The organism is Pontimicrobium sp. MEBiC06410 (assembly GCF_053601615.1).
The window spans coordinates 1-395 of record NZ_JBSHNT010000034.1; the positions used below are offsets into that span (position 1 = coordinate 1).

Genomic DNA, 395 nt, shown 5'->3' on the forward strand with positions numbered 1-395 from the left:
GCTATGGCATCGTCTTGATTGGTGTAGTAGCTTGCTGTAACGCCAACTTCTCCATTGATAATAAAGGCTTCGTTTTGGGTTAAATCGAAGGTTTCTGCTAAATCATTCTCGAAAAAAACATCTACATCATCACAGAGTTCCAGATCTACTGGATTTGGACTTGGTGATGGGTTTGGCAATACTCTTATGGTTACTGTTGTAAAGGATGAGCAGCCTGTATCTGCATCTTCTACGCCTACGTATAGGGTTTGTGGAGTTGCTGTATTGGTGTAATTGGTTGGGTCGGCTATGGCATTGGTTCCGGCTTGGGCATCGGCCATCGTTTCGTAGTAGCTTACTATCCAACTGGTGTTGCTTGGCCCTGTGATTTCAATGTCTTCTACGGTTAAATCAAA

1 pseudogene is annotated in these 395 nt (G+C 43.5%); it reads right to left on the minus strand.

Going from position 1 to position 395, the window contains the following annotated elements:
* Positions 1–395 (minus strand): annotated as a pseudogene (locus tag ACVC08_RS00215) (T9SS type B sorting domain-containing protein); the annotation flags it as partial.